The 24,833-nt window shown below is 65.5% G+C and carries 21 protein-coding genes, 1 tRNA gene and 1 pseudogene; 9 read left to right on the top strand and 14 right to left on the bottom strand.

The features are described from left to right. Window positions 1-41: 41 nt before the first annotated feature. Window positions 42-1,217, bottom strand: a complete 1,176-nt coding sequence (nrtL, locus tag ABD236_RS03075; RefSeq protein WP_344069801.1) for an ArgS-related anticodon-binding protein NrtL — start codon at window positions 1,215-1,217, stop codon at window positions 42-44. A gap of 227 nt (window positions 1,218-1,444) precedes the next feature. Beyond that, the gene (locus ABD236_RS03070) at window positions 1,445-1,891 is read right to left on the bottom strand and encodes a response regulator (RefSeq protein WP_344069798.1); all 447 of its coding nucleotides are present in this window, start codon (window positions 1,889-1,891) and stop codon (window positions 1,445-1,447) included. 158 nt (window positions 1,892-2,049) lie between these two features. Here ABD236_RS03070 and ABD236_RS03065 point away from each other — a divergent pair. Beyond that, a tRNA-Arg gene (locus ABD236_RS03065) sits at window positions 2,050-2,121 on the top strand. 218 nt (window positions 2,122-2,339) lie between these two features. On the opposite strand, the pseudogene ABD236_RS03060 reads toward ABD236_RS03065, so the two are convergent. The 3 genes and pseudogenes from ABD236_RS03060 to ABD236_RS03050 all read right to left on the bottom strand — a co-directional run. Further along, window positions 2,340-2,759 (bottom strand): annotated as a pseudogene (locus tag ABD236_RS03060) (tyrosine-type recombinase/integrase); the annotation flags it as partial. 100 nt (window positions 2,760-2,859) lie between these two features. Next, a complete protein-coding gene (locus ABD236_RS03055) occupies window positions 2,860-4,203 on the bottom strand; it encodes an FtsK/SpoIIIE domain-containing protein (RefSeq protein WP_344070097.1) in 1,344 nt (447 codons plus the stop codon). Window positions 4,204-4,216: 13 nt separating this feature from the next. Next, window positions 4,217-4,573, bottom strand: a complete 357-nt coding sequence (locus tag ABD236_RS03050; protein ID WP_344069795.1) for an SCO3933 family regulatory protein — start codon at window positions 4,571-4,573, stop codon at window positions 4,217-4,219. Window positions 4,574-5,053: 480 nt separating this feature from the next. Between ABD236_RS03050 and ABD236_RS03045 the strand changes: the two genes are divergently transcribed. Both ABD236_RS03045 and ABD236_RS03040 read left to right on the top strand, forming a co-directional pair. After that, window positions 5,054-5,458: a hypothetical protein gene (locus ABD236_RS03045; RefSeq protein ID WP_344069791.1), complete on the top strand. Its 405-nt coding sequence runs from the start codon at window positions 5,054-5,056 to the stop codon at window positions 5,456-5,458. A gap of 38 nt (window positions 5,459-5,496) precedes the next feature. Next, complete coding sequence (locus ABD236_RS03040) at window positions 5,497-5,967, top strand: NUDIX hydrolase (RefSeq protein ID WP_344069788.1); 471 nt, start codon at window positions 5,497-5,499, stop codon at window positions 5,965-5,967. Here ABD236_RS03040 and ABD236_RS03035 read toward each other — a convergent pair. After that, window positions 5,955-6,467, bottom strand: a complete 513-nt coding sequence (locus tag ABD236_RS03035; protein ID WP_344069785.1) for an HD domain-containing protein — start codon at window positions 6,465-6,467, stop codon at window positions 5,955-5,957. The genes ABD236_RS03040 and ABD236_RS03035 overlap by 13 nt on opposite strands. Window positions 6,468-7,126: 659 nt before the next feature. Continuing rightward, window positions 7,127-8,179: a hypothetical protein gene (locus tag ABD236_RS03030; protein WP_344069782.1), complete on the bottom strand. Its 1,053-nt coding sequence runs from the start codon at window positions 8,177-8,179 to the stop codon at window positions 7,127-7,129. An 862-nt stretch (window positions 8,180-9,041) separates the two neighbouring features. Between ABD236_RS03030 and ABD236_RS03025 the strand changes: the two genes are divergently transcribed. The 3 genes from ABD236_RS03025 to ABD236_RS03015 all read left to right on the top strand — a co-directional run bounded on the left by ABD236_RS03025 (window position 9,042) and on the right by ABD236_RS03015 (window position 14,585). Beyond that, entirely contained in the window at window positions 9,042-12,146 is a 3,105-nt protein-coding gene (locus ABD236_RS03025) for a helicase-related protein (RefSeq protein ID WP_344069779.1), read from the top strand. A gap of 554 nt (window positions 12,147-12,700) precedes the next feature. Beyond that, a complete protein-coding gene (locus ABD236_RS03020; RefSeq protein WP_344069776.1) occupies window positions 12,701-13,846 on the top strand; it encodes a hypothetical protein in 1,146 nt (381 codons plus the stop codon). Next, on the top strand, window positions 13,821-14,585 hold the full coding sequence (locus tag ABD236_RS03015) for a phospholipase D-like domain-containing protein (protein WP_344069773.1): 765 nt from the start codon (window positions 13,821-13,823) through the stop codon (window positions 14,583-14,585). The genes ABD236_RS03020 and ABD236_RS03015 overlap by 26 nt, the downstream gene beginning before the upstream one ends. A gap of 185 nt (window positions 14,586-14,770) precedes the next feature. Here the strand turns inward: ABD236_RS03015 and ABD236_RS03010 are convergent, their stop codons facing one another. Genes ABD236_RS03010 through ABD236_RS03000 form a run of 3 tightly spaced genes read right to left on the bottom strand, consistent with a single transcriptional unit; the run spans window position 14,771 to window position 17,681 of the window. Beyond that, the gene (locus ABD236_RS03010) at window positions 14,771-15,862 is read right to left on the bottom strand and encodes a DNA cytosine methyltransferase (protein WP_344069770.1); all 1,092 of its coding nucleotides are present in this window, start codon (window positions 15,860-15,862) and stop codon (window positions 14,771-14,773) included. After that, window positions 15,859-16,611 carry an MAE_28990/MAE_18760 family HEPN-like nuclease gene (locus ABD236_RS03005; RefSeq protein ID WP_344069767.1) on the bottom strand — a complete coding sequence of 251 codons (753 nt, stop codon included), beginning with the start codon at window positions 16,609-16,611 and terminating at the stop codon, window positions 15,859-15,861. Before ABD236_RS03005 ends, ABD236_RS03010 begins: the two co-directional genes overlap by 4 nt. Next, entirely contained in the window at window positions 16,608-17,681 is a 1,074-nt protein-coding gene (locus tag ABD236_RS03000) for a DUF262 domain-containing protein (RefSeq protein ID WP_344069764.1), read from the bottom strand. The genes ABD236_RS03005 and ABD236_RS03000 overlap by 4 nt, the downstream gene beginning before the upstream one ends. Before the next feature lie 1,219 nt (window positions 17,682-18,900). Between ABD236_RS03000 and ABD236_RS02995 the strand changes: the two genes are divergently transcribed. From ABD236_RS02995 to ABD236_RS02985, 3 genes are read left to right on the top strand one after another with little or no spacing between them, the layout of a single operon-like run. Then, window positions 18,901-19,341 carry a hypothetical protein gene (locus tag ABD236_RS02995; RefSeq protein ID WP_344069761.1) on the top strand — a complete coding sequence of 147 codons (441 nt, stop codon included), beginning with the start codon at window positions 18,901-18,903 and terminating at the stop codon, window positions 19,339-19,341. A 50-nt stretch (window positions 19,342-19,391) separates the two neighbouring features. After that, a complete protein-coding gene (locus ABD236_RS02990; RefSeq protein ID WP_344069758.1) occupies window positions 19,392-20,834 on the top strand; it encodes a hypothetical protein in 1,443 nt (480 codons plus the stop codon). A 41-nt stretch (window positions 20,835-20,875) separates the two neighbouring features. Beyond that, window positions 20,876-21,382, top strand: a complete 507-nt coding sequence (locus tag ABD236_RS02985) for a hypothetical protein (RefSeq protein ID WP_344069755.1) — start codon at window positions 20,876-20,878, stop codon at window positions 21,380-21,382. 47 nt (window positions 21,383-21,429) lie between these two features. On the opposite strand, the gene ABD236_RS02980 is transcribed toward ABD236_RS02985, so the two are convergent. From ABD236_RS02980 to ABD236_RS02965, 4 genes are all read right to left on the bottom strand, one after another. Further along, a complete protein-coding gene (locus ABD236_RS02980; RefSeq protein ID WP_344069752.1) occupies window positions 21,430-22,023 on the bottom strand; it encodes a hypothetical protein in 594 nt (197 codons plus the stop codon). Then, on the bottom strand, window positions 22,020-23,738 hold the full coding sequence (locus ABD236_RS02975; RefSeq protein ID WP_344069749.1) for an alpha/beta hydrolase: 1,719 nt from the start codon (window positions 23,736-23,738) through the stop codon (window positions 22,020-22,022). Before ABD236_RS02975 ends, ABD236_RS02980 begins: the two co-directional genes overlap by 4 nt. Before the next feature lie 3 nt (window positions 23,739-23,741). Next, window positions 23,742-24,203: a hypothetical protein gene (locus tag ABD236_RS02970; protein WP_344069746.1), complete on the bottom strand. Its 462-nt coding sequence runs from the start codon at window positions 24,201-24,203 to the stop codon at window positions 23,742-23,744. A 78-nt stretch (window positions 24,204-24,281) separates the two neighbouring features. Next, window positions 24,282-24,773, bottom strand: coding sequence for a nucleoside deaminase (locus ABD236_RS02965; RefSeq protein WP_344069743.1), 492 nt, complete (start codon window positions 24,771-24,773; stop codon window positions 24,282-24,284). Window positions 24,774-24,833 lie beyond the last annotated feature (60 nt).

Raw genomic sequence — 24,833 nt, 5'->3', positions numbered from 1 at the left:
TCACTCTCACAACTCTCACGACTCGTACGGCTCTCACGAGTTCACAGGAATTCAGGGGCGTCGATGCCGAACAGGGACAGGCCACCGGCGAGCACCGCTCCGGCGGCTTCGGCGAGCGCGAGCCGGGCACGGTGGGCGGCCAAGGGTTTCTCGTCCCCGAGCGGCAACACGAGGTGCTGAAAGTCGAGCAGCGCCCCGGCGACCACCTCGAGATGCCGCGCGACCCGATCGGGGGCAGCGAGCTGGGCGGCGCGGAGGAGGGTGGGGGGGTGGTCGGCGAGGTGGGTGAGGAGGGGGGTTGGGGGGGTGGTGTTTGTGGGGGTGGTGTTTGTGGGGGTGCCGGGGGCGGGGGCGCCCGGGGCCGGGGGGAGGTCGGGGTCGGCCGGGGCGGGGGTGTCGGCGGGGAGGCCGAGGTCGCCCGGGGCGCGGGGGTCACGGCCGGTGGCGGGGAGGCCGAGGTCGCCCCGGGCGCGGGGGTCGCGGGCATCGGCCGGGATGTCGAGGTCGCCCGGGGCGCTGGTGAAGCCGAGGGCGTGGGCGTTGCGGGTGAGGGCGCGGGTGCGGGAGTACGCGTACCGGACACGGAAGTACGGATTGGCGTCGCGCTGGGCGAGGAGCTCGGCGGCGGGGGCGGGCCGGTCCGGGGCGGCGGCGCGGAGGTAGGCCCAGCGGGCGGCGTCGGGCCCGACGCGGTCGGCCAGGGGCGCGGGACCGGGGTCGGGCAGGACGTGCAGTCGCTGTCCCCCACCCCGGATCTCGGCGGTGGCGCCCTGCGAGCGCAGCAGCGCGACGACGGCGGAGGTGACGGCGAGGGCGCGGGGCTCGTGGACGGGGGCGAAGGAGAGGTACTGCCCGGCGAGGGCGTCGCCGTACCCGTAGCGCGGCCCGAGGGCGAGCACCTGGCGTACGAGGTCGGCGTGGGCCGTGTCCGCGTCCAGGGTGAAGTTGAGGAACCCGGGTCCGGTGATGTCGACGCGCGCGAGGCCGGGTGCGCCGGCGAGGTGCCCGCGCAGGGCCTCGGCGACGGTACGGGGGGCGAGGCCGGAGGCGGCGGCGAGCTTGAGGGCGACGGCGGTGGCGTAGTCCCCGCCCCCTCCGGGCCGGGGCCGCTCCACCTTGACGTCACGGTCACCGGGCACGTCCACGGCGAGCACACCCTCGTCGACGGCGCTGCGCACGGCACGCACGACGGTACGGGAGAGCTCTGCGGGGGTCACGGGACCAGCGTATGGGAGAGGGGGGGTGGGGCGGCCAATCGGTTTCGGGATGTGGGAAGGGGGGCTGGGCGCCGGGGGGTACGGGGCCGGGCGGGGGCCGCTGTGGGCCGGGGTCACCCCGCGCCGCCCCTGCTGCGGTCCGGCGGGCTCGGGGCCCTGGCACGGCGCCGCAACCATGCTCGACAGGGTTAGGCTCGACAGGGTTAGGTCAGGCAGGACGGACGGGGTCAGCCCAGGGAGGTGCCGGCCGCCCGCCCGGCGCGTCCGGGCTGCCTGTTGCCGTCGGCGGACGGCGGGGCCTCCCGGTGCATCAGCTGCCGGACGACCTTGACCAGCTCGGCCGGCTCGAAGGGCTTGGCCAGGAACGCGTCGACACCGGCCGCGAGCCCGTTCTCGACCTCGTACTGCGTACAGGCACTGATGATGGCGAGCGGCAGCTGCCGCGTACGCGGATCCGCCCGCAGCCGGGCGGCCGTACGCAGCCCGTCGAGCCGAGGCATCACGACGTCCAGGGTGATGACATCCGGACAGACCCGGTGCACCACTTCCAGACACTCGGCACCATCGGCCGCGGTCACGACCTCGAAGCCCTCCAGCTCGAGGTTGACCCTGATCAGCTGCCGGATGACCTTGTTGTCGTCGACAACAAGCACCCGGCCGGACACGCCTGACACATCTCGAGGTTAGGTCCGCGACCGTCGCCGCGTCCGGGTTTTCCCCACTTCCGCCCCCTGCGGGGGACCCCGCCCCCGCCGACCACCGGAAATACCTGTTCACAGCCACCCCACGGGAGCTGGTAGGGTTCTACCCGTCGCCGCCAAGCACGGCGAACGCCCCCGTAGCTCAGGGGATAGAGCAACGGCCTCCGGAGCCGTGTGCGCAGGTTCGAATCCTGCCGGGGGCACCTTGTATTTGGTGCCCAAAGACCCCGTCATCAGCGGAAACGCTGAGGGTGGGGTCTTCGCGTTTGTGCAGGCGTATGCAGCACTGAGCGGCCCTGTGTCGGGGTCTGTGGACTATTCGTGGACAGGCTCTTGGGACATTGGCCCTGGTCAGCCCTGGAAACGGCGAAGGCCCCCGGACGGATCCAGGGGCCTGAAGCCTCGTACGGCGCGCGCGAGATCACTCGTACTCGCGCAACAGCTCTTCGATCTTGCGGTTGGCGATCTCCTGCCGACTGTCGATGCACTTCGTGTAGCGGCTCAGCAGGACCTCGACGCTGTTGCCCGCACGCTCGGCGACCTCGGTCGCGTCGACGCCGGAGTTGAGCCAGGTCGACAGCGCCGAGTGCCGCAGGCCGTACGGACGGGCGGCGAGCGACGAGGCAACAACGGCCGGCGGAAGAGCCAGCGCGCGAGCCTCCTGCCACACGCGGTAGTACGTGGACGAGCCGACCACTCCCCCGCGCTCGTTCGTGAACAGCCGCCCGTCCTTCGCAGTGCCGAACGTGTCGAGGTGATCTCGGAGAATCGCCACGAGCTGCGGCGGGATCGGCACGGGCCACACCTCTTCGACGGGCCGGTTTTTGAGTCCGCTGAAGTCCTCGCAGTCGGGGCACATGGCGGACGATCCCCCTTCTTCGGGCATGGCTCGGGTAGGGACCTGACGCGATGCGGTCGCGCCAACCGTGGAGCGGGAGGGATCAGGCAGTAGCGGGGATGGACTCGACGGCCGAGGCGTCAACCGGCGTCGGGATGGCGAGCGCCGGCAGGAAGGGGGCCAGGGCGGGCAGGTCCGGGGCCAGGGCGGCGTACCGGTTGCAGGTGTTCACGGCCTGACGCAGGGAGGTGTGCGGGGCGCGGATGCGGGCCCAGCCGCCGGTCGAGTCGCCGGTGATGGCGATGCCGGGCATGTCGGTGGGGAGCTGGATCGCGGCGAGGACGGCGTCCGGGGCGATGTCCCCGAAGGTCATGTTCGCGCTGGACTCGTCGTTGACGCGGTGCGCGGTACGCCCGGTGAGCTGGGCGCGGAGCGTGGTGATGCCCTTGCCGAGTTCGGAGCCGAAGCGCTGACCGCAGATCTCCAGGCAGATGCCGGCGGCGCGGCCGAGCTGGGCGAGCCGGGCGAGCGCGGTAATGATCCGGTCCCGGCGCTTCTCTTCCTCCTTGGTGGCGAACAGGGCGAGTTCGGCGACCTCGTCGACCAGGACCACAATGGGCACCGGGCGGAGGTCTTCCGGCAGGTCCCAGATGTCGGCGGCTATCTCCGCATCCGGCACGTCAGCGGTGATCTGTTGTTCGGCGCGGATGAGCTGGTAGACGTCCTGCATGTGGGAGACCAAGGCGTCGAGGAGTTCGGCGGCGGTGTCCTGGTTGTCGGCCAGCGCGGAGAACCGGCGAGCCAGCGGGAACAGCTCCACACCCTGCTTGCAGTCGATCCCGACCAGGGCGACCCGTTGCGGGGCGAGCGCGGCGACGAGGTTGCGCTGGTAGACGGACTTGCCGGACTCCGTGGCGCCGAGCGTGAGCGCGTGGGGGACCGCGCGGTAGTCGCGGTAGTGGACCGCGCCGTCTTCCCTGAGGGCGACCGGAACCCGCATCGGACGGGTGTCGACCTTGATCGGCATCTGCACCCGCTTGAGCACGTCGTAGCCGGTCATCCGCACTTCCACGACGCCCGAACGCAATTCCCGCGAGGTGACGCCGTACATGGCGAACGAGTGCCGCAGTCGGTCACACGAGGCTGCCACGTCGAAGACGTCCTGACCGGGACGGAGCTTGAGCCGCAGCACCAGCCCGGTTCGGGTCGGTCGCAGACGCAGGATGCGCGGGGCGCGGGGACGGGGAAGCGGTCGGTTCGTGGCCCGGGCCAGGGTGAGGCGCCAGCGCGAGGGCGAGACCGTCAGCCCGCAGGCGTCCATCACGGACGCGCACCGGACGAGGACCCGCAGACCGGCCAGGACGACACCGAAGGTGAGCCAGTACCAGGCGGGGCGCCGCCACCACAGGAGACCCGCAGCGGCGACGACCAGCACCAGGGCGACCAGGACCAGGTCATGGTCAGGCTGCCTTCGGCTTCGTAGCGCCGGCAACCAGCGAGGTGACCGCGACGGCCCGGAACGAGATCCCGTGCCGCTTCTGGCCGTTGAACTCGTTCTCCCACGGCCGAGCGATCAGGCCGGTCAGCCCGACCGGGGTGCCCATGGTGAGCTCACCGGTGATGCCCGACTCGCCCACGGACACGGTGATGACGTCGGCGTTGCCGTTCATGACGAACAGCAGGTCCAGCGTCACCAGGAATTCGCCGGTCTGGGTGTCGACGGCGCGCGTCTGGGTCTTCCGATCGGAGTACTTGGGCTGCGGGGGCTGGGCGACCATCAGGGTCGCGCCGTTCGTGTCGACGGAGACCTGACGCATCGTCTGTCTCCTGATTTCGGGAGTCGGAACCGCCTTGTTCGGCCGTGAGATCAGGAGACCGCGAAAGGTGGTGGACACATCACGTCCCGTTGGACGTTTAGGGTCTGAGATATCGTCAAAACGTCCCCGGCACGTCCCAGAGAAGGGCACATCATGGCGAACGAGCGTCTGCGCGCGACGATTTCGGCGAAGGGCGAGACGATCCAGTCGGTTGCTCAGCACGTCGGCGTAGACCCCGAAGAGTGTTGAGCGATGGATCACCACCGGCCGTACACCACACCGAGGACACCGATGGAAGGCCGCTAGCTTCCTGGGCGTTGACGAGGTGTACCTCTGGCCCTCCGTTGAGAAGCAGACTGAGACGGCCAGCACTTCCGAGCTGATCACGTACTACCCGCACCGTGGCGCGGTCCCGCGCCGCTGTGGTCATCGCTCATCGAGAAGGCGACAGACCAAGTCGGGATCCTGGTCTATGCAGGCTTGTTCCTCTTCGACAACCACCCGGACCTGCCTAACCTGTTGGCGGAGAAGGCGAAGGCCGGCGCCCAAGTGCGCATCCTGCTGGGCGACCCAGAATCAGAAGCCGTCCGGCAGCGGGACGAGGAGGAAGGCATCGGCGGCGATCTGGCGGCACGCGCAAGGATCACCCGTCGCTACCTCGAGCCGGCGACGACCACGCCAGGTGTTGAGGTTCGACTGCACGACACGATCCTCTACAACTCGGTCTATCGGTTCGACGATGACGTGTTGGTGAACCCACACGTCCTCGGTGCGCCGGCGGGACAGAACCCGGTCCTGCACTTCCGCTACCTCCCCGGTGCCCGCGCCTTCCGGCACTACATGCGGAGCTTCGACTACGCATGGGAGCGAGGACGGCCCGCATAGCCCATCACTTCAGCACCGAGGCATGCGACGCTAGGTGCATGGCACGAGTCGACTACTTCAACGATCCGAACGCCCCGAAGGCGAACAGCATCGTTCCCTCGGTCACGGCGGTGGTCACGAACGATGCTGGCGAAGTCCTCTTGATCCACAAGACGGACAACGACCTTTGGGCGCTGCCCGGAGGCGGCGTTGATGTTGGAGAGTCAGCGCCCGACGCAGCCGTGCGCGAGACGAAGGAAGAGGCCGGGATCGACGTGGAGGTGACCGGCCTAGTCGGCATCTACACGAATCCGGCGCACGTCATGGCGTACGACGACGGCGAAGTCCGGCAGCAGTTCTCCATCTGCTTCCGGGCGCGAATCACGGGCGGCGAAGTACGGACGAGCAGCGAGAGCAAGGAAGTGGCGTTCGTCGCTCCGAGCAAGCTGGACGAGCTGAACATCCACCCGTCCATGCGCATGCGGATCGATCACGGCTTGGCTGGCCGACCCGAGCCCTACATCGGCTGATCCGCGAGACGCGCGCGCGTACGGTCAACAGCGGCGCCAAGGTACGGCCGAGCTTTGCTGATCGCGGTGTGCACTTCGCTGCCCGGCTCGTACCGAACCAAGATCTCGTCAATCCGCCGGTCAAAGTCGAACGACTGCCCCGCTGGACCAGTGGTCATGTCGGCGAAGATCAACGCGTCCAGGACCGGCGAATCCTCCCGTTCGTACACGGCCAGTTCAACAGTCAGACCGCGCTGCTCAGCCTCATACACGGCGCCTGAGTGGTGGGCGACCAACCGCACGAGGCGTGAAGGTGCACCGAGTGTTTCCAGGTAGCGCGCACCGTCGAGCGGGTGGAAACCGGTGTCCCGCAGTTCCGGCGCGTAACCGATGTCGTGGAGCCATGCTGCAGCGACCAGGAGGTCACGGTCATCTTCGGCACGGCCGGCGAAGCCTCGCGAGCGCGTTGGGCGACAGCTTGGGTGTGCAACCAGCGGTTTCCGAGCGGAGGCAGCAGGCACTCAGCCAGTTCGGCCGCCCTCTGGGGCGTGTCCAAAGCAGATGACATGGGACGCACGGTAGCGGACCAGACGGACAGACGGACAGCCCTGGTCAGACGCACCGGATCTTGGCGCGGTGGAAGTTCTCTACATCATCAAGGGCTCGCTTCGCTCGCCGTTGCTCCCGGCCTCCTGAACTCCAAACAGTCCGATCACAGATCGGAGGTACCGCGCACAGCGCGGCGGCGCCGGACGGTCGCCGGCGCGCCGCCCCTCCTTGCCTTCGTCACCGGGGCCGCGCGCCGGCGCCCGTCCGCGCCCACAAGGGGCGAAGACCAGGCCGGGGTAAGTGTGAGACGGCCCAGCCGAGGCTAGAACAGTGCCTCCGGCGGGGGATCGGCCAGCACCGGGATGGAGGGGGCGCCATTGCCGCCCGTGGGTCCGCTGTGGCGTGGGCCAGGCGCTGCCATCCCGTACGCCATCGACCCAGGCAGAGCCGAGCAGACGCGGCCCCTGGCGTCCAGGTCGTTCGTACAGTGGCGCGCTCCACCTGGACGCCAGGAACCACGCCTGCTCCACGGTGTGTGGGTCGACGGCGTACGGGATGGCAGCGGGGGAGAGTGGTGGGTTGAGCAAGTGGGCGCCTCGAGCAGCGTGGAGGCCCAAGGCGGCGCCAGCTGTCAGTCGTCCAAAATTTTAGGCAAGTCTCCCAGTCGACTAATCATGCGTGTGTTGAATCGGCGATCCAGCTTGGCGACCTTGAAGAGGTGGGCCCACTGTCGTTCAGTGACGACTATGTCGGCGTAGGGGACTGCGACCGAAAGCGCGGCTAGGTCGATATGGTCGTGTTGCTGCCACGACCACTGGGCGTTTCGATGCTTCAAGCGTCGCGCCTCGTACCTCACCGCAACAGATGGCATGGCCCGCAAGAACCCTTTAACTGCTTCCGGACCGCCCATCTGGACCAGCTTTCCATAGACATTCAGTGGGTCGAGACCAATTTTTGCCGCAGCCTCATTTACATCCTCCGAAATCTCGGTCAGGTCCTGAGCTGCGATCAAGTCATCCAGTTTTCCCTTCTTTCCAGGGGACGTAACCAGGTGATCTGACAGCGCTCGTTCTTGCATGGCGTACGCCTCGCCGATCCTGTGCTGACCTCGCGTGTCCCAGCCCTTCTGGATCATCGAGTCGTTCGCATTGCCTGCAAGCGACCACCACTCATAGGCGTCGTTGGGCAGAGCGCGCACCTTGTCCAAGAGGGCCAGTAGTTGCGGCTCCGGTTCTAGCGGTGCTCCTTCCGGACGGCCCTCTGTGGCAACACTGCTAACCAGGCGCAGACGTCCGGTAGGCGATGCAAAAGCGTGATTAACGCCACGTCCGAGAATCTGTTCCTGAACTGCCCTGGGTTCTTCCTCTCCGGATTTGAACCCAAGGTAGTGAATTAGAGCTAGATCTATCTCCCAACGCTGCACGCGTTGCACCGGTGCCAGCGTAGAAAACTGCGAGAGGTCGCGCATAATCCACGCCAAATTATGCCTGGACTTCCAGTCCGACCGATGCCATGTCTCAACGTAATGGCCTGCTGCCAGCGGCACTACTATGCTCCCCGACTGAACGGCCTTTCGGAGGGTGGCGGCAGCCGTTAAGGAAGGTGAGTCCCTTCCGCTCTTCTGCGCCTTGAGTATCTCGACCCACTTGTTCTGGTCAAGGTAGACGATCTTCCTGGAGCCCATGCAGGAAGTCTGGCAGAACGCAGAGGGAAACTTTGTGGCTTTGTGGTCAGGGAAGCCCCCGAGGGGGCGGGCGGGGGAAGGCGCACGGCAGGATGCGCGGGCCGTCCGAGGGGATCAACGGCGACAGGTGACGACCACCAGCGACAGGTCTTGGCCAGCCGGGTGGGACACCAATGCCGTGTGATCCGCGCTCGCGCAACGGCCAGGCGACGCTCTGGGCGCGGGATCTACGCACGGACGGCTTCGCGAGGTGACCCGGCTTTGCTGCCGGCGTGTCAGCCGACTGTCAGTCACCATGGCTGGGCCACCAAGTTGTCAGGCACGAGTGTCTTACCGAGTCACCCATCGGCTGGCAGGTGGTCGAGAGTGGTCGTCGTTGGCCACTGTCGAGCGGCCTCAAACGACCGAGAGACGGCCCAGATAGTAGGGGGTTGAAAGAGCTCATGTCTTGATCGCTGCGACGCTATGCTTCAGCTAGGGGCTACGTCGAGGAGCAGAGGGCAACTCGCAAATCGGCATGGGTTGCTGCAGCGTGGGTCAGTCCGACTGCATGGGGGGATCGAGGATGAGGCCGTCCTGGTGGTGTGAAGCCCGGTCCCGGCCACAACAGCTCCCTGTCACGTGGCTAGCCCGCGAGTGATTGACAACATCGCGGCCGTCGGAGACCTCTATCAGCAGGTCATTGCGATCCGCGCCAGTTGCAGGGAAGAGCCGTGATCTCCTCCGCCGGAGCCTAGCTCTCTGTGTAGCCGGAACGGCCAGATTCGTGATCATTGACCTGCGGGAAGCCAACCAGAGTCCTCGCGGTCACGCCGGGTGCGCGGCCCGTCCCCGCCACACTCCTCGGAATTATGGAGGACCGATGCCCAACTTCACCGATGCCGACGCAACCCGCTTCATCGCCTGGATGCTTGATGCGGTCGTTGCCGAGGCTCGTGGCGACTACATGACGGTTCTGCCTGTGGCGCCCAATGGTCGGCTCTGGCTCGGCAGGCTCGCACCCCAAGCTGTCGTGCAAAGTAGCCCGCTAGGCGAGCGGAGCGAGCGACTTGAGCCCTGCGAGGTCGGCATACGCCTTCGGCCCCAAGCGCTCGACGGACAACCGGTCAGCTGCCACGCCCGACTCGTCGCCTGGAACGAATTCGACGGAGGAGACGACGCCCCCGACGCGCCACGCTGGCGTAAGTGCGCCCCCATTGAGGTCACAGCTGTCCTCCAGACGCCCACCGCCATCGGCGATGCCGCCACGAGCGCTGGTAGGGCCGACTTCGAGGCTGCCTTTCATGCCATTGGCGCTGGCGGCATGGCATGCGAGTTCCACGCAGAACTGGAGGCTGGCAAGGACGGCCCTGAGCTAGTGCTTACTCTCGTGAACGTCTCACTCCAGGAGATACCTCACTGGGACACCAACGTCTACGAAGCGAGCCTCAAAGTACATGCCGGTCGCACCCAGCCCTTCACTCTCGACAGTCTTCCTGACTCCTTCCGCTACAGCAGGGAGGTTCCTGCCTACGGGGTCAACGGCGGTGTGGTTCAGGTCGCCGCGGATACGTTCCGCACAGAGGACGCCGCGACCCACGATCAACCAAGACCCTCCTACTGGGACCCCGATGTCGGGCCGATACCGGACCTGAGCTTCGCAACGCTCGCCGCCGATCCCCTCCCGTCTCTGCGCGCGCTGGTCACGGCATGCGAGAGATGGGGCGCCACACACTGGACCGAACACGTGCTCGACAGTCGCGCCGAGGCCGAGGAGTGGGACGCCGGGATGCGGCAGAGTGCCGCCGACGAGGCAGCCTTATTCGAAGAGGAACTAGAGCGTCTACGCTCCGGGCTGACACTGCTCGAAACCAATGCCAACCTACGGCGCAGCTTTATGCTCGCCAACCGCTCATTCGCCAATTCCCCACTGATCACTCACACCGAATGGCGCGCCTTCCAACTCGGCTTCGTACTCGCGAACGCCACCTCCATCATCGACGAATCTGCTGACGGCGATCGCTCGATCGTTGACACCCTCTGGTTCGCAACCGGTGGGGGGAAAACCGAGACCTACCTGCTTTATGTAGTGACCACTGCCTTCTACGACCGCCTGCGAGGCAAATATGAAGGCATCACTTCATGGGGCCGGTTCCCCCTGCGAATGCTTTCACTGCAGCAGACCCAGCGATTTGCCGACGTTATGGCCGCCGCCGAACTGGTCCGCCGCGACGAGGGAATTACTGGTCGGGAGTTCTCACTCGGTTTTTTGGTCGGGGCTGGCGGCACTCCGAACCGCATCCAGCGCGGCAACAGCGCCCGCCCCGGAGAGCCTGATCCGAATGACCCCGGCATGCCAGAGCGCTATCAGATCCTGTTGCGTTGTCCATTCTGCGGCTCAGAGCAGCTGCGTATGGGTTTCGATCGGAAATATTGGACACTCAATCACATATGCACCGCACCCGAGTGTCCGTGGGGTGGACGGCCGCTGCCGTTCCGCATCGTCGATGACGAGATATTCCGCTCGCTTCCGACCGTGGTGTTGGGCACCCTTGACAAGGCCGCGAGTATCGCGATGCAAGCAGCAATGCGGGGCTTTTACGGCCCCCCGTCTGGCCGCTGCCCGGATATGGGGCACGGCTTCACCTATGCGCCTCGTAGCGGTTTGCCCGGCCCCGGAGGCTGCCTTTTCCCGGGCTGTCAATCCGCAACCGGGCCTCTCGCCCAACCCGAGGCGCTCTACGCCCCGACCGTGCGCATGCAGGATGAGCTGCACCTGCTTCGAGACAGTCTCGGTGCTGTCGACTCGCACTACGAGGCAGTTCTCGACGCACTGCAGCAGCACTACGGATCAGTTCCAAAGGTCATCGCCTCGTCGGCAACCCTCGCCGGCCACGACGATCAGGTACGCGCGCTGTACCGGCGTAGCGGTCGCACCTTCCCCCGCCCCGGGCCCCGGGCAGGCTGGTCGTTCTGGTCACGTACGACCGACAACCTCGCTCGCCGCTTCGCAGGTCTCGCCCCGCGCGGCGTCACGCTTGAGTACGCCACAGACCAACTGACCGAATCGCTGCAGCGCGTGACCAGGAGCGCGCTCGAGAACCCTGAAGCCATCGCCAAGGCAACGGGCATCGACCTTTCGGCGATTCCGCACCTGGTCGACGCATATGGCGTCGACGTCGTCTACGGCTCCAACCTCAAGGACGTCGAAGCCGTCGCCAGGTCCTTCGACACACAGCTCCAGCTGGACCGCACGATCAATGCGGCGACCCTCACCGGGCGCACTCCCCTAAACGAGGTTCGCACTAATCTGGAACGGCTCGTAACGCCCGAACCTGACTTCTATGATCGTCTCCACCTCGTGGCAGCTTCGTCAATGCTCTCTCACGGGGTCGATGTGAACCGTCTCAACGTCATGGTCATGCTCGGGCTGCCGCTAGCGACCGCGGAGTTCATCCAGACAACGTCGCGTGTCGGCCGCACGCATCCCGGGCTCGTGATTGTCCTCCACAAAATCGGGCGTGAGCGGGACGCCGCTGTGTACCGAACTTTTCCTTCCTTCGTAGAACATGCCAGCCGACTGATCGATCCCGTTCCGATCACAGCAAAGAGCCGTCGCGTCCTGGAACTCACCTTCGCTGGCCTCGTCCAGGCGCGGGTCTACGGCATCCACGAACCCGCTGCGATCGCGGCGAACATGCGCCAGCTAACCAAACCGATGACGGTGCGGCGAGCCTTCAGCCAGCTCCCGGTGCTTGAGCAGGACGAGTTGCAGGCGCTCATTGAGATGCTCGACATCGAAGGGCCCCTTGATGAGAACCTCCGTGGGGACCTTGAGCGCTACCTGCGCGAGTTTTACCGGGCACTCAATGATCCGGCGAGCAGCGCAGAGTGGGTGAGCGATCTCTTCCCAACCGGGGGGCCGATGCGGTCTCTGCGGGACGTCGAGGAACAGGTACCCGTGTTCTCGCGAGGGGGTCGATCATGAAAGTCGAGCGTGGTGCGTCACAGATTCTATTCGGCCTTCTCCCCGGGCAGACCGCCGACCTGGAGGGCCGTATCTGGAAGGTCACGCAGTGGCTCGATCCGATACCCATGGCCCTCGACCAGGACGCAGTACGGAGAGCACTACTCGGAGCCATAACACCGTGGTCGGCGACCAGAAATGACGACGGCCTGGAACGCGACCTACGCGCTCGCATTAGAGTCGAGGTGGTTGAGCTAAACAAGCACCGTGGCGTCCTCGTCGAGCCGTTCCCTAACCAGTGGCGCTGCAAGGCTTGCGGCAGTATCGCAAGATCTCGTGACGATCGATGCCGTTGCGGCGGAACCACTCGGGCGCAGATGCAGTTCGTCACCTACCACACGTGTGGTGCATCGGGTGAGCCGTACCTACCGCGATGCAGGGCGCACAACGCCGTCGCTGTCCGCCTTCCTGGCACGGCGACGGCACGCGAGCTCCGCATCTTCTGTCCCCAGTGCAGTCGGCAGTTGACGCCTGGCGGTTTCCCCTTCCAGCTCTGCAACTGCGGAGACGGTGGCATGTCGTTCACCGTCCATCGAGCGGCTGTCGTCTTCTCGCCGCACTTCGCCGTACTCGTGAACCCCCCGGACCCCACCGAGGCGGCACGCCTACGTGCTGGCGGCGGAGGGGCTCGTGCGCTTGAGTGGGTCCTCAACGGGATGACATCGAACGACCCAGCAACAGGGAGACAGACCGTCGCCGGGCTCGTCGAAACTCTTCGCCTCGCGAACCTGTCCGAAGAGACCGCGCAACGAATGGCTCAAGAAGCCGTCATGCGTGGAGAGGTCGACGCCGGACATGGAGGAGCCGAAATTGCCTTGCCCGACAACACTCGTGACAAGGTGCACGAGGAAGCGTTGAGCCTCGCCTCGGCCGTCAATGGCGGCCGGATCAGGGTCAACGACATGGTCGCCGGTACGACCCCACCGTTGCGGACCCTGTACGAGGGCGCGTACGGGAACTCAATGCGACAGGCGCAACTTGAGGGGGTTGAGCTGCTCGCCAACTTCCCCGTAGCAACACTGGCATTCGGGTACACCCGAGGGGACCTCTCGCCCGGAGCTGCTCGCCTGGTTCCGTTCCGCGAACGCGGACGCATCCGCGCCTATGGGTCGCTGTCCCGTACCGAAGCCCTGCTCTTCCGTCTGGACCCGCTCAGCGTATATCGGCACCTCGCGAGTCGGGGGCACGCACTGCCTGATGTGAAGGATGCCCGAGCGGCGCGTATCGCTCTGCTGCAAACGATGGAGCTTCCGTACCCGACTCAGGAGCAGGTCCAACCGCTGGGCAGTGACCTGCTCCGGCTCGTGCACTCGTACGCCCACCGGGCCATCCGCCGGCTCGCTTCCTTCGCCGGTATCGAACGCGACGGCCTTGCCGAGTATCTCGTCCCGCACCACCTCAGCTTTGTCGTTTACGCGGCATCGCGGGGTGACTTCGTGCTCGGTGGACTCCAATCCGTCTTTGAGTCCTCTCTGCACCGCTTCCTCGCTGACGTAGTCGAGGGCGAGTCGCGCTGCGCGTTGGACCCTGGTTGCCGTAGCGGCGGTGGCGCCTGCATGGGCTGTCTCCACCTTGGTGAGCCGTCCTGCCGATGGTTCAATCGGTTCCTCGATCGCTCAGAGCTCTTCGGCGCTCATGGCTTCCTCAACACTGGGACGTGACGCTGTGGATCACGCCGAACTAGTGGGTGGTGTACTCGTCGACTGCCCTGACCCCCGAGCGTCCGCCGGGGACCTCACCCGGTTCATGATGGCGACGCAACTGGACCGCGCGGCAGCCATTCGAGCCGGGCTGGAGCCGGAACTTGTGGAGGTACTACGCAGCCGGTACGCCAACGATCGGGAGCGAATCCCCGCGTTGTGCCAGGAGGCTGCGGCTTGGGTGCTGGGACGGAGGTCGATAGCCAGCGCCGAGCCGTGGGAACTCGTGGCATCCCTACCGAGAACAGACGTGCCGGGGGGCTTGCGCCGAACAACGGGGGAAACTCTCATCCAACTCGTCGTCCAGGCGACACAGACCCTCCGCCTCGTGGCCCCCTTTATTGACCAGCCCGGTCTTTCGTTCCTGGCCGAGGCGCTCGCAGCTGCCACGACACGAGGCGTGCGACTTGAGATCCTTCTCCCAACCCGTTCGACCAGTGCAGATGACGCCATTGACGACCTGACTAAGACCATCTCAGCCGAGGGACGCTCGACAAACTTCATGGTCTCGAGACTTCGAGAGGATGCGCCCTGGGCACACCTCAAGGTGCTCACTTCGGACTCCAAAGCGGCCTACATCGGCAGCGCCAACGTCACAGGAGCCGGCATTGGTGGTCGCAATCTTGAGCTCGGCGTTCTAGTTCGAGGCGAGCCCGTCATGGTGGTTGAACGCATCCTCGACATCTATCGCAGTTCCTGACCGATCCGCGGCAGGGCCTCTCAGCTCGTCCAGGGGCCATAGGACAGCCGCGAGCGGTTCTGCACGCAACCGCCGGAGTGCGCCTCGGGGCCTCGCGGGAGCGTCGTCCTCACTGGGGGGCCAGCGCCCGTCGCGTGGGCTCTACCTTAAAACCACCGTGCACTCCATTCCGACATCCAAAGGAATCAGAAAAGCCGCCCGGAAATCTCGGATGGCGATCCGTCGCTCTTTACGACTGCCGCAACGTGCTGCTTTAGGGTTTCCCCGATCACTTCACCCAATCGCACGGGAACGGCGTTACCGATAAGCCGGCCGAGCCGATTGAATCGAACCACCTCTCCTTCCTCAATAAACTTGTAGGAACGCGGAAATGTTTGAATCATCGCTGCTTCCCTCAAGGAAATAGCGCGGTCTTGTGTCGGATGACCGAAACGGCCGTTACCATAGCCGAAACATTGGGTCGTCATTGTCGGAGCCGGCATATCCCACTCCATACGCCCGTAGACACTGGGATATGTTGCACCTGTGGTCTTCCGATGGCACGCAGCAAGGAGCTCAGGATCCCAGTCGCGCCACGTTCCGCCTGGCTTGGATGCCCTTATCCGCCGCATGTTCATTTCACTGAGAGAGCAGGCGGTATGCAATGGATCGCTCGGGTGCTGCTCACCGGCACGAATCTCAGGAAGATCGGCGATCTCATCTCGAACCGTACGGGTCGGTGAAGTCATCCGATCAATTTGGTCAAGACCAATATCCCCTAGTTTCGACGCCAACAGAACCAAGCGCTTCCTCGATTGGGGAACACCAATCCTGGTGCACTCTACAACCGACCAATGAACGTGATAGCCTTTCAGGCTTTTCAAGAAACGCTTAAAGACACTGTGCGAGGCAAGTTGAGCAACATTTTCCATGGTCACAAGGTCCGGTTGCAGGTCAGCAACCAGATCTCCGAAACTGGAGACGAGTTGCCAATCCTTACCACGCTTCTTACTACGGCCGCTTTGGCTGTAAGACGAGAAAGGCTGACAAGGAGCGCAGCCGGCGAGCAGGGAGAAATCCCCCCCGCTCAAATGGGGCTCAATTTCTGCAGATGTCAACTCATTGACGTCTCGCTCAATGAATTTCGCGTCGTTATTGGCCTCATACGGATACCGACATGACGGATCGAGGTCGACTCCAGCGGCGACATTAACGCCGCTTCGAACCAGACCGTGCGTGAGCCCGCCGACCCCACAGAAAAGATCGACTGCAGAGATAGTCGGGATCGTACTGGTCATGGTGCACCACCGTTTGGCCTGAAATTGGGCCGAAGAAAATTATGAGAATCAATATGTCGAATGAAGCACTCTATCACTTCGCGCAAGTAACTTTCGACACTAGACGCCATCCGCCGCAGCTCGTCGACCGCCACGCCGTCCGCACAGTCGACAAACGAGATGGACCCGTGAGCCAGGCCGTTCCTTCGATCCTTGACGAGCTTCATGGGCCCCAGGTCATCCCGCATGTTGGCCTTGACGCCTCGTCGAGTCTGCTCCGTGACGGAGATCACGCACCCCAGGCGCTTACCCATGGCGAAGATTGCCTCATCGTCCCAATTGCCCCCGCCGCCAGCTTCCACACTGAACCTGCCCACAGGAAGCTGCTGGACGATGTGCTCACTGAGCTGCATCGCGTGCTTCAAGCGATGCTCAGGACTCATATCGGTGTGAGTACGGGCTATGGAACGGACCCATTCACGCTGAAGTTCGTCACTCAGTTGATGCGGCTTCCACTGGCCAGCCTGAGTCGCAGCTTGAGTTATTGCTTCAACGCACCGAGAGACCGTCGCTTCGACGAGGTTGTACAGCTGCAGATACAGGCTGGAGTACAAGATTTTTTGTTGCATAGCCGAGATCTTGTACTCAGTTCCGTGAAGGCGAGGAGCTCCATCCTGTGCCGCCTTTTCAAGCTCCTCAAGTAAATCTACGTAAGCGTCGACCTCTTCGAATCTCTCTTCAAAGAAGGTGAGAAGATCGGCAGAATTCATTCTTGCACCAGCCGATCACGCACAAAGTCGATGCGACCTTCAAGACGCGCACGAGCATTCGCACCATCAGATCCCGTGACTTCTAGGAAATCTTCACCCTGCAGCCAGGGGAGAACGTTCAGCTGTCCGCGAGTCATATCACGAAGCTGAGGTTTGTCCTGGAGAGCTCGATAGGAGCCAATTGCGATTGCTTCAAATCGAGCCCTCGGAGTAGCCCTCCCTGTGGGCGTCTTGCGGAAGCCGTACGGGAAGATCTGTTCCACAAAATCAAGAGTTTCCTGGAATCGCCGCCTATATTCATCCGAGAGTGTCGGCCTCTCCGAAAAGACGACATTCTTCTTCTTGACATAGTCGAAGATGAAGTCGGCAGGTCGATCCCTGTATCCGGTGAGACCGTCGCCATACGCAAAGAACCGAGTCACCAGTTCTTCGTATCCCCGCTCATCTTTCCTCTTGGCGCTCATTGGGGCAAGCCTTGCGAACCGGGCATCCGACGCCAGTTCTATCACTAGCCTCATAAACGGGCCAGCTAGAGCGCCACGGCGGATCTCAGCGGTATTGGCATTCTTACTACCGGTATTGATGCGCTCAAACATGTCCAACCGGGCTGCTTCATCAGCGTGTTCATTGAGAACGATGCCACGGATTGACCTGTTGCGAATCTTCCGCTGGCGGGACTCCGGAAGATCGTCGAAGGTAAAGTATGAAACGTTGCTGAGCTGGTCAAGTTCTCCCAGCCGGAGGCCCTTGTGCAGGAACTCTTCAATGGTCCTCAGCCGCTGGGAGCCATCGACGATCTCCAACTTACCGTCCTCCATCTCCCAGAAGAAGATAAAGGGGATGGGTAGGCCCATAATCAGAGATTCAATGAACTTTGACTTGCGCTCAGGCTCCCAAGTGAATTCACGTTGATAGTCGGGAACAACGTATTCGCCGCTTTTCATCTTGTTTGCGAGGATTTCAACCGAGTATTCGGTGATGTAGAAATCGATACGCTTGGATTGGTCAGCGATCTGTTGCTCGGCAGCATCGCGTTCGTCGGGCGTGATCATGATGGCTTCGCTCGACATCGCTTGGTGCCTCCCCGGTGACGTCTTCTCGCGCTGGTTGGACAACCTGTTGGCGCTAGTTGATGATGTCACAGGCTGACTCACCAGGCTGTATAGCCCTCAAGTTGTCTTCAACGCAACGGGCTGACGCCTCACCCGACTTGGCTCGTGCAGCCGAACTCCCCTTCAGGGCGGCCACTGCTGCGCCAGCCCAGGGACGGACTCGGAAATGGGGGAGGCATGCTGCCTCTGCCCCAGAACGGCCCGATGCACGCCTGCTTGCTGTGATTGAGCCCCTTACGACTGATCCACGTCCATCGTGAGCGTAGCCGTCACGCTGCTGTAGTACGCGTCGATGCACAAGCCACTGCCGCCTTCACGACTACCGCGGGAACATGGCATCCGCCAACCACCCTTCCGCCGGCACCCTGGATGGGGTGCTACCGCGTGGCTCACCGTGGCGGCCAGCCGGACCAGCGCACGGCGGGCGCGGACTATTCATGGACGGATGGGCTTCCCGATGAGCGTCAAGGCATTCTGACCAGCTGAGACCTGTGAGACACACGGGCCCTCCGGAGCCGTGTGCGCAGGTTCGAATCCTGCCGGGGGCACCTTGCAGAAGGTGCCTAAGACCCCGCCACCAGCCGCTTCGCTGGGTGCGGGGTCGTCTTGCTTGTGCGGGTGGATGCCACCAGAAGTGGCCGCATGACACGACTCAGGGCGTATTCGGTAGGGCATCCGGCGGCGCTCCGCGTGGCAGCACGGTGCAGCGACTCGACGCCGACCAAGACGAGAGTGCGTTCGACCGGCATGGCGCAGTAGCAGTGCCGCTCCAGCGCGCCTTGAACGCAGCCCCTAAGGCCTTGCTCGCGGCGGCGGAGGGCTGCGGCCGTCCCTCACCGCCTTCGGCCATGGTGTCGCCCGCCCAGACGGATGCGCTCCAATGAGTCTTGGTATCGGTACTGAACGCCCCTCCAGGGCATCGCCGCCGTTGCTTTGGGTACGCCGCGACGAGATGCCGCCGCAGTAGTGCAGTGCTTCATCTCGATATCTCTGCACGATGATCGTGACAGCTCGGACGACCTGCCTCGTCCCCCACCGCCCCAAGCCCCGGCTGCGATGTGCTCCTGCTTTTCGTAGAGCTGCGCAGTGCTCCCCGTGGCCGAATCTGCCCCGCCACCCCCTTGGCTTCCCTCCCGTAGTGCTACAAACGGGAACGATCAACACTCGGAGGGGCTGGATGACCTGGGGAGAATGGGAGCGCATCAAGGCTGAGAGGGCCAGCGGCCACGGTGGCGGGACTCGGCTGAACCAGCTGGCGCCCGCAGCAGACGGTGGCGGTGTCGGGGCACCGGATATGGCCTCCACTCCAGCACAGAAACAAGCCGCGGCGAAGGCGATCGGAGAGCATCTGGGACCCGATACCGCGACGAGCGGTCGGCACGCCACCGAGAGCACTGCCGCGGCGGTCAAGGAGTTCGGGGCCAAGGACGGTCACGGCTGGGAGGCATCCGTCGCGTTGGCCAAGGCTCACGAGACCTGGGAGAAACAGGTCAGGGGCCTCCTCGGACGCCTGGCCGCGGAGAAGCACGCACTGAGCAGGACAGGCGTCGACTTCCAGCAAAATGATCTCGGTGTCGCCGGGCAATTGGCGCGCCAGTCCGACATCGACACCTACTGACCAGCCGACCGACAGCACAGGGGAACGTCGTGCCGACTTACCACGAAGCCATGAGCACCGACCTGTCCAAGCTGGGCACGGCGGCCGGCAAGTGGGAGGAGATGGCGGCGAAGTTCAAGACGCTCATGGACTCGTACGAGCGGGATGTCCACGGCATCTCGCTCGGTACGTCCTGGCTGGGCGTGAGCGCCCAGGCCGCGAACGGCCGGTTCACCGTCACCCTCAGGGAGCTCCAAGGGGCGCAGAAGGAAGCCAAAGCAGTGGCTTCCATTCTGCGCGAGGCTCAGACGCAACTCGCTGATCTGCGAGGCAGGATCGAAGCTGTACGCGCCGATGCCGTCAAGGACGGCATGCGCGTCTCGGACCAGGGCACTGTCACCTTCGACTCCGAACGGCTCACCCAGGGCGAGCGCACGGCCTATGTGCACGATCCCAGCTTCCAGCAGAGCGCTCGGGCGAAGGCGGGAGAATGGAGCGAGCGGATCGCCCAAGCGGTCAAGGCGGTCGGGGACGCCGATGCCGGTATCCGGCTCGCCCTCAATTCCGCCGTACTCGACTCGGACATCCTCGACGGCACGGTCAACGGCTTCAACAGGAACCCTCTCCACAGCCCCTATCCCTCCCTGGAGGCCGCCGGCAAAGCCGCACACATGCCCAAGGGCAGGAAGGACATCGCGGAGTGGTGGCACGATCTCGATCCAGTCACTCGTGGCGTCCTGCTACGTGAGCGCGGTGATGAACTGCGGACGGCCGGCATCATGGACCCGTTGTACAACTGGAAGTCCCCCGACCCCGGTTCAGGCCCCTTCGGCGCGGAGAAGCCGACACCACGAGACGTGTGGCTCCACGCCAAAGCCCTCTCCATCGCGACAGCGGGAGACGTCCTCGGAGAAACCGGAGCGTCGCGCAACATGCTTCACTATCTCAGCGGTACCGGTAAGCCGCTGAACTTGGACGTGGACCGAATGCTGCACGAAGACTCTGAATTCCGTTCCGGAATCGAGCAGGAGCATGTAGCGGGCAATCAGGACGTCTGGCGGAAAAAGGCACTGGGCGAGTTCTACCGCGCCGGCGGCGACAAGACAGTGGTCGTTCCGGTCGAGAGTCCGGCCCTGCATCGCACGCTCAAGAGCGACGAATGGTTTCACGCAGTCGGGTCGCACGCGCAGAACGTCTCGGGGATGGTTACCGTCTCACCGAACAGGGACGGCGGTCCCCCCAAGGTCTCGGTTGACTACCAGGTCAACGTGTGGGATCGCTACAACTGGGACAAAGGAAAGTCGACGACGTTTCCGGGTGGCATCGTCATCCCAGACGCCGACATGGGCCGACTGCACACCGTAGGCATTGCTCAGGAATTCGACATGCGAGGCAGCAGCTCCACCTACACTCACGACCTCACCAGCCACACCGCCCCTGGTGTCACACCGGCCGACCCAGGCCGCGAAGGCACGCGTGGCGACGTGTCCCGTGGTGACGAGGAGAACCGATGACGCTCTCGCCCCGTTCCATGAGGCGTCCTGTGCTCCTGTCCATGAGGCGTCTCGCCGTCCTCCCCGTCGTCGCCGGTCTGGCGCTCAGCGCCTGCTCTTCCTCGCTGCCCAGCCGTGGCAACTCCGAGTGGGAGAAGGGGGCCGGGGCTCCCGAAGCCGCCGCCTTCATCAAGCTCCGTATCCCTGCGGGCGCGACCGGAGTCACGGGCGCCGTGCGGAATCAGCCCCGAGAGCGTCTGTACCTGCTCTCCTTCCTCACCGACGAGAAAGCCGCCCGATCCCTCGTCGACGACCTGCGGCCCGACCACCCCTTGCGGGCCGTTCCCGCCGCCTCCTCCTCCCTCAGCGGGGACGGATTCCGGCATCTGGGGCTCGCGCCGCCCCAGGAGTTGGACGGTGTACGGACCACGAGCGCCTGTCCGCCGTGTGTGGGGGACTCACGGCGCCCCGGCGTTCAGGGCATCGAGGTTCATGTCGGTCAGCAGATGGGTGGGCAGATCGGCGGGCAGGACGGTGGGCGCGTACGGGTGTATCTCGCTGCCTACTGATCCACTCAGCGGCACGGGGGCGAGGCACGCCCGAACCAGCCCGGCCCTCACCCCGCCGACCCCGACCAGAACTCCGACCGCTCACGCGGCTTGAGCTCCTCCGTCCGAGGGCCCCCCGGCTTCCCCGGCGTCCCAGACGGATACGTCATCTCCGCATCCTCCGCACACGCGAAACTCGCGCTGAGGAACACGTTCCCCACGCTTCCCACCTGGAGCGAGACGCTGAAGCCGTCGTCCCGGGTGGCTCGTACCCACGGCATTGACTCGTCGTCGCGCACGCTCGTGACCTTGAAGCCCGCCGACTCCCAGTGGCGCTGGACCACGCCCAGGAGGCTGCCGCGGCGGTCGGGGGAGATGATCGTCAGGATGTTGCGGCTGCGGGTGACCGTCGTCCGGCCCATCGGCTCGTTGAGGTCCGTGCTGCACGCCTCCTGCATGGGGGCGCCGTACGACCACTTCACCGGTGGCTGGATCGCCGCCAGGGTCGCGTCCAGGATGTTCTCCGAGCCCTCGCCCGCCTGCTGCATGTTCATCGCTCGTACCCTCTGGTCGTTCTGGTTCTCGCTCTTCGTCTGCCCGCCGCACGCCGTGAGGCCCATCAGCGTCGCCAGCAGGACCACCAGGCCCAGGCCCCGCCTCATCGCGGTGCCGTCGTCTTGATGCGGTCGCCGTTGCCCGTGACCACGCTCGCGATGTTCGGGAGGGAGTCGCCGCCCGCGTCGGGGTCGAAGTAGAGCGAGTGCGCGGGGAGGTCGCCCTGGGCCAGACCGGTCAGGCCCGTGTCCTTGCCGGGGGCCACCGCGAAGTGGTGGCCCCCGAAGTGGTTGTCCGCCGGGTCCGTGCCGAACCAGTTCTTCTTCGGGCCGTATTCGCTTCCCGGCGCCACGTACTCCAGCAGGTTGGGGGAAGGGAGGTAGGTCACCTGGTCGTTCTCCGCCGCTCCTACATATACGTGGTCCGCGCCCACCCCCAGGTCCGACGCCTTGTTCACTCCCACCCCGGGGCTGCCCACCAGCACCACGTCGTCCGCCGGTATGCCGCCGGGCTGCTGGCTCGCCTGGCCCACCGTGAGCGAGCCGTACGAGTGGCCGATCGCCGTCACGTGCGGGGAGCCGGACTCGTGGGTGGCGCGGATGCCGCTGAGGAACCTGTCGTACGCCGGCGCGCCCGCCTGCGCGTCGTCCTTGCTCATCACGTCGGTGGCCGACCACTTGAAGCCGTCGAGCTGCGGGCAGTCGTATCCCAGCCACACCACCGAGGCGGTCGTGGTGTCGGGGTACATCTTGTTCGCCATGGTCGCCACGTTCCGCGCCCGGTCCACGTCCGCCGAGGCGAAGTGGCCGCTCAGCTTGGTGTTGAGGCCGGGGACGTACGCGGAGACGTTCTTCGAGGTGTCCGGGTTGCCCCAGGACACTATGGCCCGGCCCTTGCCCTCCGCGCCGATGCCCAGCAGATACGGGCGCGGCTCGCCCTCCACCGCCAGCTGCTTCTGGATGCCCTTGAGGCCCTCGATCTTGTCCTTGAGGGCCTTCGCCTTGTCGCCGTCGGCTCCCGCGTACTCCCCCTCCAGGCTGTTGAGCAGCATCGGCAGATACGTCCGGTTGGCCTTGTCGCGGTCGGTGGCCGGGATGCCGTCGCGGTTGCCGATCTCCTGCGGGTAGTCCTGGATCAGCTCCGCCTGGAGGCTGGGGGACAGCTGCGCCCACCACTGCTGTACGGCGGCGGGTGAGCCCTTGGCGTCCGGCATGCCGAGCTCGTGCAGCAGCTGGCGGTTGAGCTCGTCCGCCTTCGCCAGCTCCGTGAAGCCCAAGCTCCAGTCGCCCCTGGCGCACCGGTTGGCCGCGTCGGTGAAGAGCTTGACCGCCGCCGCGTACTCCTTGTCGGCCGTCTGCGCCGCCGACAGGGCGTCGCCTATCCGGTCGGCGTAGCCCTGCGCCCGGGTGGCCTGGTCACGCTGCATCATCGCCACGTCGCCGGGCTTCATCCCGGCCGTGTCGACGCTCGGCGCGGTGACCTTGCCGTCGTCGGCGACCGTGTAGCCGGCCCCGGTCGCGTCCGCGATCGCGTGTGCGAGCTTGCCCTGCTGGAGGGCGAACTCCTCGCCGCAGGCCCGCAACACCGTGCCCACGGCGTCGAGTTCCTTCTTGGCCACCACCAGGTCGCGCTGCATCCGGGCCAGCCGGTCGGCGGCGGACTCGGCGGCGATCCCGCCCCAGTTCCCCTGCTGGATGGGGGCGTGCAGGTACTTGCCGCAGTCGGCGGTGTGCGTGCCGAACTTCTCCGCCAGCTTGTCCCAGGCGTCGCCCGCGTCCGTCAGCAGGAGCGGCTTGGCGTCGCGCAGTTGAGAGACCCTCATGCGTCAGTGGCCCCCGTTCGAGACCGGGGGGACGGTGACGCCGGGGGCGTAGGGGGTGTGCGGGGCGTACGGGCCCTGCGCCCCCGGCGCGTACGGGCCGTGCACTCCCGGCGCCGAGACGCCCGGCGCGTACGGCGTGTACGGGCCGAAGCCGAGGAACGACTGCTGCCGCGCGTGGTCCTCCTTGGTGAAGCTGGTGCTGGACGAGCCGACCGCGTCCGCCGTCCCCTCCACCATGCCCGCCAGCGAGCGCAGCGCCTTGGCCCACGCCTCCAGGCAGTCGTCGATCGCCTTGGCGGTCTCGAAGCCCGCGAGGCCCGCCACCGCCGTGTCGGTCGGCGTGTACAGGGTCTTGATCTCGTCGGGGATGTCCTTGGCCACCTTGCGGGCCGACTCCGCGGCCTTCTGGACATCGCCTGCCGTGATCCAGAAGCCCCGCGTGGGACCGCCGATCGGTGTGGACATGCCGTTCGCCCCTCCGTTTGCTGATCTTCCTCCCGGGAGGCTACTCGGCGATTTCCGGCCAGCCATGAGTACGCGTACTCAGGCCGGTCCCGCTCCCGTTCCCGGCCCCGTACCCGGCGGCGGCTCTCCGATGTCCTCGAACCAGAGCTCCGGCTGTGCCGCGATGAACTCCCGCATCAGCGACCGGCATTCGGCGTCGTCGAGCACCACGACCTCCACCCCGTGCCCGGCCAGCCACTCCTGTCCGCCCTCGAACGTCCGCGCCTCGCCGATCACCACCCGGGAGATCCGAAACTGGCGGACCAGGCCGCTGCAGTACCAGCAGGGGGCGAGCGTCGTCACCATCGTCGTACCGGCGTACGTGGCCTGGCGGCCCGCGGCCCGGAACGCGGCCGTCTCGGCGTGCAGGGAAGGGTCGTCGTCCTGGACGCGGCGGTTGCGGCCGCGGCCGAGGAGCGCGTCCGTCGCGCCGAAGAGGGCCGCGCCGATGGGGACACCGCCCTCGGCCCGGCCCGCCCTGGCCTCCGCCAGCGCGATGGGGAGCAGGGCGCGTGCCGCTTCCAGGTCCATGGAGTCAGTGTGGGACACACCCCTGGCCCCGGCCCGCCGCCACGTCGGTGGCGGCGGGCC

Origin of the sequence: Streptomyces crystallinus, from assembly GCF_039521265.1 — a bacterium.
Lineage (GTDB): Bacteria > Actinomycetota > Actinomycetes > Streptomycetales > Streptomycetaceae > Streptomyces > Streptomyces crystallinus.
This window is presented reverse-complemented; position numbering and strand designations above follow the sequence as displayed.